Origin of the sequence: Geminocystis sp. M7585_C2015_104 (assembly GCA_015295805.1) — a bacterium.
Lineage (GTDB): Bacteria > Cyanobacteriota > Cyanobacteriia > Cyanobacteriales > Cyanobacteriaceae > DVEF01.
In genome coordinates this window covers 1-8,585 of sequence record DVEF01000099.1, presented here as the reverse complement: position 1 = coordinate 8,585, position 8,585 = coordinate 1, and the positions used below count along the sequence as shown (strand labels likewise).

Sequence of the window (8,585 nt, the reverse complement as noted above, 5' to 3'; positions counted from 1 at the left end):
GCGCCTTTTCTTCCGTGGTGGTTGTGGGTGCGACTGGCGGTTGGGGTGGCCGAGGGGGTGTGAGAAGCACGGGGGTATGCTTCTTAGGTTGTTGACCCGGTTGTGACTCTTCACTCTTGTATATGGCTAGTATTTCCTGTTTTTTGTTTTGCGCGCCGGATGCCGTCTTTTCTTGTTTTTGTTGTTGCTCTGCCGCGGCCATTTGTTGTTTCTTGATTGCTTCTCTGATTTCCTGTGCTTGTGCTTCGGTAACTGTGCTACTATGGTTTTTGACTTCAATGGACAACCGGGAACATATTTCTAGTACGTCCTTGTTTTCTACTGCCAATTCCTTGGACAAATCGTATATTCTGATTCTGCCGTTTTTCATCCACAACTCGCCTGACTTTATGCTCTATTGTAACACTTTTAGGTGCTCTAAATCAAAGGGTAAGCCCTTGACTGTCACAGGTGGAGGCTCCCCACGGTAGGGGGGAGTGCCAGAGGGCACTACTACCCGTTGGGGCGGGGTTGTCTTTGATCTAATTATAACCCTTTGTGGGGTCCTGTTGGAGTCTTTGCCAAAGTTGTTGAAAAATTTCGGGGGGGATAGGTATTTTTAGGGCCTTGGCAAGCCGTTTTTTTTTCTGGGCTATTTCCAGACAGTCTTGGCGGGGACAGATGTAGGCCGAACGTCCCATGCCCTTGTCGAGGGTTATATGGCCGTCCGGATAGTTTCGTACTACTCGCCAGAATTGTTCTTTGGGGGCATAGAGGCCACAGCTGATGCAACGACGGTAATTTTTTTGTTTAATTCGCTTTTCCATCAGCGTCTGATTTTCTCTTGATGTCGATTTTCCAGCCGGTTAAGCGGGCGGCCAGACGTACGTTTTGGCCATCTTTGCCTATGGCGAGACTGAACTGATTATCTGGTACTATGACCAGTGCCTGTTTTTCTTCCGGGTCAAGGATTTCTACCTTGTCCACCTTGGCGGGGCTAAGGGCATTGGCTATATATGTGGCAGGGTCTGGGGACCAACGTATTACATCAATTTTTTCTCCCTTTAGCTCGTTCACGACGGCCTGGATGCGGGAGCCGCGGGCGCCGATGCATGCCCCAACGGGATCCACATCAGGGTCAAGGGTGTCCACTGCCATTTTGGTTCTGGCGGTGAGTTCTGGTTTTGGGGGATTAGCTTCCCTGGCGATGGCCACTATTCTGACGATGCCGTCTTCTATTTCTGGTACTTCGTTTGCAAATAAGTATACTACTAGCCCAGCGTCGGCACGGGAGACGAGCAACTGGGAACCTCGGTGCACGCCCCTTTTTACTTTTTTGAGGTAAACCTTGAAGGTAGCATTAGCGCGGTAGTTGTCGCTGGCAATTTGTTCGGCTCGAGGCAATTCTGCCTCTACTTCTGGTCTGCCGTAGGCACTTTGAACCGTCATGATCACAGACTGTCCTTCAAACCGGAGTACTTTTGCCGGGAGGACTGTTCCCTCCAGTTCGGCAAATTCCTCCTGGATCATGGCTCTTTGTAGTTCTTTCAGTTTTTGTAGTAATACTTGTTTAGTTTGCATGGCGGCCATGCGGCCGAATTCTTGTTGGTCAGGGGTAACGTTGACCAGCACTTCGTCTCCCAGTTGGGCCTCTTCGTTGAATTCTTTGACTTCTGCCAGGGCAATTTGATGGTCTGGATCTTCTACTGTTTCAGTGACGGTTTTGAGGGCTACCACCCGGAAGCCTTCTTCTTCCAAGTCTAATTGGACTCGGAAGTTGTGGAAGTAGTCTGGGGGGAAGGAGTGATGTCCTTTAGCAATGCTTTTGCTGCGACGGAAACGCTCATATCCCTTGAAAAGGGCTTCTCTGATTGCCTCTTCTACGCAACTTTTGGGTAGGTTATGGGTTTGACTGATTTCGTTGATGAGATTCTGTAGTCCGGGTAACTTTACTAGACTCATAGTTTCTTTCTTCTTCGACGTATGAATGAATGACAGTTACCAGTTAAAAGGATGAGATTGGGCCGTCTAAGAGTTGAACTTGTGTTACAATGTTCCTGGGGATGGCAACAATTTTCCCCCGGCAGTTGATGTACACACTTTTTTCATCTCTGCCTTGGAGGGTGCCCTGCCATTTTGTTTTGTTTCTATAGGGGGTGTTGGTGGCTACTTCCACGGGGAAACCTTTGAAACTAGTGAATTCCCGCTCAGTTTGCAGGACGTTGCCGATGCCGGGGCTGGAAATTTCGAGGACATAGGCGGATTCGATCAAGTCTTCTGCATCTAGTACCTCTTCTAGGGCACGACTCATCATTTCACAGTCGTCCAGGGAGACATCGCCCTCCTCTTTTTGAATGTCGATGCGTAATACGGGCGGGTTTTTGTTTGTCTGAAAAACCACATTAACTATTCGCAAGTTTAGCCTTTCTGCCACCGGCTGTGCCAACTGCCACACTTCTGGTATAAGAGGGTGAGTCATGGGCTTATTGGAGCTATGGTTTTCAGGATGTTACACTTCACAGTAGATAATAAAAAAAGCGGGAATCTCCCACCTCGGCAGTGTTACTCAGCACCAAGTCAGAACGTTTCGAGCACAGCTGGCTCAATATAGGCCCATGAGTGGACTGAACAAACCAGGACCCCGGGTTGTTCCTGTTTTTGGCGACAGTTGGGGTTCAGCTCTAGTCCGCTCCGACTCCCACTACTATGCTAGCACAAACTCAGTGTTCTTGACTACTGTGGGAGTAAACCCCACAGGGGGTGAAGGAGAGACGGTGGTGTGGGGTAATACCGTAACGAGCGATGGAGGCCAGGTGTTTTTTGGTGGGGTAGCCTTTGTTGTTTAACAGGTCGTATTGTGGGTATATTTGGTGGTATTGACGCATTTTTTCGTCCCGCCATACCTTGGCCAGGATACTTGCGGCGGCTATGACAGGGGAGCGCTTATCGCCTCTTACAAGGGGTATTTGCCGGAAGGGGGCTGGGGATTGGAGAGTGGGGGTTAGGGTAAAGGGGCCGTCTATGAGACAGACAGAGGGGGTGATCCCCAATCCTTCCACTGCCTTTGTCATTGCCTGTATTACCGCCTGGTGGATATTAATACGGTCTATTGTAGTATTGTCAACTTCTGCCAGGTGATAGGCGCTGACGAGCTGTTGGATTAGGGGGAAGAGTTTTTTTCTTTTGTGGGGGGAAAGTGTTTTGCTATCGGTTACTCCTATTTGTCGGAGGAGGTGGACTTTTTTTAGGGGTAGGACCACTGCGGCCGCCACCACCTCCCCAAAGATGCATCCCCTGCCCACTTCATCCACTCCTGCAATTAGCCTTTCCTCCATCTACTACTCCACTTGAGAACGGACGCGACGACGACGAGTTCTAACCAGTGGGGGCGAGGAGGGGGTGGTATCAGTTTTTTCCTCTTCTTTTTCCTCCCTGTTTGCCTCGGGTAGGGGTTGTTCTACTACTGTTTCTGGCACTTCTGGTTGAGGTTTTTCTGTTTGTGGTGGAGTTTCTTCCTCATGGGAGGGGGTATATTCTTTTGTCCCACTGAGAGTTATTATCTTGCTTGCTTCGGAGGGGGGGATGGGGAAGGGCTCGTCGGGGGACTTGACGTACACTAGTACTGAACGGGGATCTTTAAATTCCCCCTGGAGGCGAACCAGTGGCGACACCCCCATGAAGGCATAAACATCTTGTTCTGCCTCTGTCATTTCCACGATCACTTTTTCCCACTGTCCCTCCTCTCGACGCCAGGTGCGGGACAGGGTACTGCGTTCTTTCCTGGGCTTTTCTAGGGTTTGGGCACTGTGAGCCAAGTCCAATTCTTGGTCGGCGGTGGGGGAGGTTATTTCCTCTTTTATACCCACCTCCTTGCCACGACGACGACGACGACGACCACCAGTGCGTGGGGTTTCCACCCCCGTCACGCCATTGCCATTTGGGCCGGCGCGGACTAGCTCCGACTCCCTGTAAACAATTTTGTCTACAACTGTAGCTAGAGGAGGGCTGGTTTCTACAATACTTTCGGGAGCCGGTATTTCTGGGAGTTTGGCGGCGGTGGTTGGCGGATTTGGTGCGGCCACGAGGGGTTCTGGTTCGCTATGTCCTGGGAGGTGTACATGGAGGCCTAGGCCGCCGCAGTAGGGACAGGTATGACCAAATATTTCATAAATGTTTTTGCCTTGTCTTTTCCTGGTCAACTCTACCAGTCCCAACTCTGACAATTGGGCAATTTGTGGCCGCGCCTTATCTGCCTGTAGCTCTTTTGTAAAGTGTTCCAGTAGTTTTAGTTTGTCCTGGTGGCTGTCCATATCAATGAAGTCGACGATGATCACGCCACCGATGTTCCTCAATCTTAGCTGACGGGCTATTTCCGATGCGGCCTCATAGTTGGTCCACAATACCGTTTCCCTGGAGGTGGCAGACTGGGTGAATGAACCGGAGTTGACGTCGATCACGGTGAGGGCTTCTGTTGGTTCGATGACGATGTAACCACCGGAGGGTAAATCTACTCTTGGTTTGAGGGCTTCTTTGATGGTGGCGTTAATACGATAGTAATCCAAAATGTTGCGAGACTCTTGATGCCATTCGATGGTCAAACCGTAGGGGTGACGTCCACCACTCCAACTAGTCAATTGTTTTTTGACCCGACGTACACTCTCCTCTGTTTCCACTACAATCTTGTTGACGTCGTCACTGTACATTTCCCTCAGTACTCTTTGGATGAAGTCGTCATCCCGGTTTAGCAGTACTGGGGGTTTAAGGGTTTCTGCGTCTTGTTTGATTTTTTCCCACTGTTTTTTCAGCAGTTCTAGGTCTTCAATTATAGTGTCTTCTGATTTTCCTTCTGCTTCTGTGCGGACTAACAATCCCATCCCTGGCGGTTTTATTAGTATTGCCAGGGCTCTGAGTCTGTTACGCTCGTTTTCATTTTTAATACGACGAGACAGACTTACTCCCTTACCATAGGGCATAAGTACTAAATAACGTCCTGGCAGGTTAATATTGCCAGTTAAACGAGGCCCCTTATTGCCGGTGGGCTCCTTCATTACCTGCACCAACACCGGCTGATTTGGGAGGACTAATTCTGTGATAGCACCGGCACTTTTTTTCAGTCTTAAAGGGCCTAAGTCGCTCACATGAATAAAACCATTTCTCTCTGCATCACCGATGTTCACAAAGGCCGCATCTATCCCGGGAATAACATTTTCTATTATCCCCAAATAAATATCTCCTACTTGCTGATTTCCCGAGGCCACCACTAATTCTTGTACTTTATCCCCGGCGATTACTGCGGCTATGTGGTGTTTTTCTGCTATTACTATCTGCTTTGGCATTCAACTACCTCACCAAACTCCTACTGTTGACTATTTTTCTATATTTTTTCCTATTTTCAAAGGATAAAAAGCTTCTGAAATTATTAGGCATTTTCTGGTATTTTTTCGTTTTCTTAGGTGAAAAATCACCTTTCTACCCGAGTTTTTATGAGAAGACACTTGCCAAAGGCAGCAGAAAAATTTTTGTTCCTGGTCATCCCTGACATTTTTTGTATTTTCTCTACCTTTGTCCATGGGAGAATTTATATTGACAGATAGCTAATATCTTCTCATAAATCCCCGCATCTTCCACCCCTATGGCCATCAAATCCGAAAGTCTTTATTTTTTTCCTAGAGCCTTTAGGGGATGTTCGAATCCCCGCCCTTTATTCGGTTATATACCATCCCTTTAAGTCCCGAGGCAAGGGCTTTTCCCCCGGTGGGGAGTGCACTCAAGATTTTTTTTGTAAATTCCTACCACAGACCCCGACACCCAGGCCAAAAGAGTGGCGAATTGTATAATTTCTTTTAGTGGTGGGGACGAGTGTGGGCGTTTATCCCTATACCAAGGGAGCACCCCGTTTTGACTCCCCCTGTCGGTGGTTTTCTCAGCTTGTGGGGGGAGGAAAGGATACTCTTTTAGGTTTCATAGGGAAAGACGAACAATGGCCGGAAATTAATTGAACAGTGTCTTGGACTCCAGTGACAGTACAAGCCTCAGTATAACCTTGATTGCAATTATAGCAGAAAAGGTGTCCATGGAGGGGGGAAGAAATGTTACAGAATTTAAAGCTAGGTATAAGAAAAGGCAACAGAGATTATATACTGCGGTAAAGAAAATACTTGATGGACAAAAAGAGAATAAAATTAGTAGGAAAGGAGTTTTTTCATGGCTCACATTGTAAAAATCTACGACACCTGTATAGGTTGCACCCAGTGCGTACGCGCCTGTCCGTTAGACGTGCTGGAGATGGTCCCCTGGGATGGGTGTAAAGCGGGACAAATCGCCTCCTCTCCCCGGACAGAAGACTGTGTAGGCTGCAAACGTTGTGAGACTGCCTGTCCCACCGACTTTTTGAGCATCCGGGTGTACCTGGGGGCAGAAACCACTCGCAGTATGGGTCTAGCCTATTAACACCATTGTCTCCTATTTCCCCGCCCTTGTTGCACTTTTTCTCATCATTAAATGATTCGGCCGCCACTGTTGTCTTCATGACGACAGTTGGTTTTCCTTTTTTCTTGTGATATAAACTGAAATATGGAAAAAAAAGTAGTTTATACTTCCAAAGCGCCATCACCGGTGGGACCCTACAGTCAAGCCATTGTGGCTAGGGGTGAATTCATGTTTGTAGCAGGGCAGATTCCAATAAATCCAGAAACGGGGGAAATAGTGGGGGAGGGAGATATAGTAGCACAAACCAGGCAGGTGATGGCGAATATTGAGGCAATACTGAAGCAAGAAGGGTTAACCTGGGAAAACGTGGTGAAGACAGGGGTTTTTCTCAAGGATTTAAACGATTTTGCCGCCATGAATGAAGTTTATAGCCAGTATTTCCCCTCTTCGCCGCCGGCCCGTAGTTGTGTGGAAGTGGCCCGTTTACCCAAGGATGTTTTAGTGGAAATCGAGTGCATCGCCGTGAGAGGGGGGACTGGGGTACACTAGGAAAGGAAGACTAATTAGGGGGCAATCTATGAAAGCAATGATATTGGCGGCAGGGAAGGGCACCCGCATTCGTCCCATCAGCTATACTATTCCAAAGCCCTTAATCCCCATTTTTCACAAACCGGTAATGGAATTCTTGGTGGAGTTGCTCCGTAAACACGGTTTCACCCAGATAATGGTCAATGTTAGTCACTTGGCCCAGGAAATCGAAAACTATTTCCGGGATGGCCAACGTTTCGGGGTGGAAATTGCCTATTCCTTCGAGGGGCGTGTAGTGGACGGGCAACTGATAGGGGAGGCGTTGGGTTCGGCCGGTGGTATTAGAAAAATTCAGGATTTTAATCCCTTCTTTGATGAAACATTCGTAGTACTATGTGGAGATGCACTCATAGATCTAGATTTAACCGAGGTGGTAAAAAGACACAAGCAAAAAGGGGCAATTGCTACGGTAGTCACAAAAAAAGTTCCCTGGGAGTTAGTTCCCAATTATGGGGTGGTAGTCACCGACTCTGATGACAGGGTTATAGCCTTCCAGGAAAAGCCGAAAAGGGAAGAGGCTTTGAGTCAGCAAATCAACACCGGTATTTATGTATTTGAGCCGGAAGTCATTGATTATATCCCCCCCAACCAGGAGTACGACATCGGCAGCCAATTATTCCCAAAACTGGTGCAATTAAAACTCCCCTTCTACGCAGTCAATATGGACTTCCAGTGGGTGGATATTGGAAGAGTGCCCGACTACTGGCATGCCATTAGGGCCATCCTAACAGGGGAGATCAAAAATGTCCAGGTTCCCGGCAAACAGGTCAGACCAGGCATTTACACCGGCCTGAATGTGTGTGTAAACTGGGACAAGGTAGACATCACCGGCCCCGTTTACATTGGCGGCATGACTAAAATAGAAGACGGCGCCAGGATTATTGGTCCATCCATGATAGGGCACAACTGTCTAATCTGTCAAGGGGCTACGGTAGATAACAGCCTTATTTTTGAATACTCCCGTCTTGGCTCGGGGGTTTACCTGGCCAACAAACTAGTATTTGGTCATTATTGTGTGGATAAAAACGGCACTGCCATTGATGTCCAGGCCGCCGCTATTGACTGGTTAATCACCGACTCTCGCCAAACTACCCTCAACCACGCACAACAGGGACAACTCATCACTGACATTGTCAAACAACTGTAGTTTTCCCCCCTGGCACTGCCACTTGACTTTTTCTTGTTTTTTTGTTACCATCGTGGGCACTATGGGGTATCCTTTTTATTTGGCCCGGGGAGATGGGAAGCTCCCGGCTTGACTTTTTTTTTCTTTTTTGCTATAATGATAGATATAATGGGGGGAGGTGTGGCCCTGGGGGTAGCGCTGGGGTCTTTTGTTTGTCTGAGTCTCGGGGTAGCTAGGCTCCTGACAAGATTTCGGACATGCTAACCCCCCTAGGACCCCTAAAAACCCTCCTCTAGGGTCTTCCCATTATAGTGTAGAACATAACCTCATGTAGAAAGTTCAACAATGGCCCTTAACTTCTCAGAATCCTCATAAGCACACCTGAATGCCTTCTCTATCTCACTGGCTCATCTGATAAAACTTACTGACATCTCCTTCTTTCTGTATTTAACTTCTACGCCTT

General features: G+C 48.1%; 9 protein-coding genes. 3 read left to right on the top strand and 6 right to left on the bottom strand.

The genetic code is table 11. The features are described 5' to 3' along the window. The 6 genes from IGQ44_12090 to IGQ44_12065 all read right to left on the bottom strand — a co-directional run. On the bottom strand, window positions 1–370 hold a 370-nt coding region (locus IGQ44_12090; protein ID HIK38716.1), incomplete at its 3' end, for a translation initiation factor IF-2 N-terminal domain-containing protein. A 151-nt stretch (window positions 371–521) separates the two neighbouring features. Continuing rightward, window positions 522–806 (bottom strand): YlxR family protein, encoded by a 285-nt coding sequence (locus IGQ44_12085; protein HIK38715.1) that lies wholly within the window; start codon window positions 804–806, stop codon window positions 522–524. Next, window positions 790–1,941, bottom strand: coding sequence for a transcription termination factor NusA (nusA, locus tag IGQ44_12080; protein HIK38714.1), 1,152 nt, complete (start codon window positions 1,939–1,941; stop codon window positions 790–792). The genes IGQ44_12085 and nusA overlap by 17 nt, the downstream gene beginning before the upstream one ends. A gap of 43 nt (window positions 1,942–1,984) precedes the next feature. Next, the gene (gene rimP, locus IGQ44_12075; GenBank protein HIK38713.1) at window positions 1,985–2,458 is read right to left on the bottom strand and encodes a ribosome maturation factor RimP; all 474 of its coding nucleotides are present in this window, start codon (window positions 2,456–2,458) and stop codon (window positions 1,985–1,987) included. A 241-nt stretch (window positions 2,459–2,699) separates the two neighbouring features. Continuing rightward, entirely contained in the window at window positions 2,700–3,314 is a 615-nt protein-coding gene (locus IGQ44_12070; protein HIK38712.1) for a ribonuclease HII, read from the bottom strand. Window positions 3,315–3,317: 3 nt separating this feature from the next. Further along, on the bottom strand, window positions 3,318–5,315 hold the full coding sequence (locus IGQ44_12065) for an Rne/Rng family ribonuclease (GenBank protein ID HIK38711.1): 1,998 nt from the start codon (window positions 5,313–5,315) through the stop codon (window positions 3,318–3,320). A gap of 868 nt (window positions 5,316–6,183) precedes the next feature. Between IGQ44_12065 and psaC the strand changes: the two genes are divergently transcribed. The 3 genes from psaC (at window position 6,184) to IGQ44_12050 (ending at window position 8,143) form a co-directional block, all read left to right on the top strand. Continuing rightward, window positions 6,184–6,429: a photosystem I iron-sulfur center protein PsaC gene (psaC, locus tag IGQ44_12060; GenBank protein ID HIK38710.1), complete on the top strand. Its 246-nt coding sequence runs from the start codon at window positions 6,184–6,186 to the stop codon at window positions 6,427–6,429. Between the two features lie 123 nt (window positions 6,430–6,552). Beyond that, window positions 6,553–6,957: a RidA family protein gene (locus IGQ44_12055; protein ID HIK38709.1), complete on the top strand. Its 405-nt coding sequence runs from the start codon at window positions 6,553–6,555 to the stop codon at window positions 6,955–6,957. 28 nt (window positions 6,958–6,985) lie between these two features. Continuing rightward, window positions 6,986–8,143 carry an NDP-sugar synthase gene (locus tag IGQ44_12050; protein HIK38708.1) on the top strand — a complete coding sequence of 386 codons (1,158 nt, stop codon included), beginning with the start codon at window positions 6,986–6,988 and terminating at the stop codon, window positions 8,141–8,143. Window positions 8,144–8,585 lie beyond the last annotated feature (442 nt).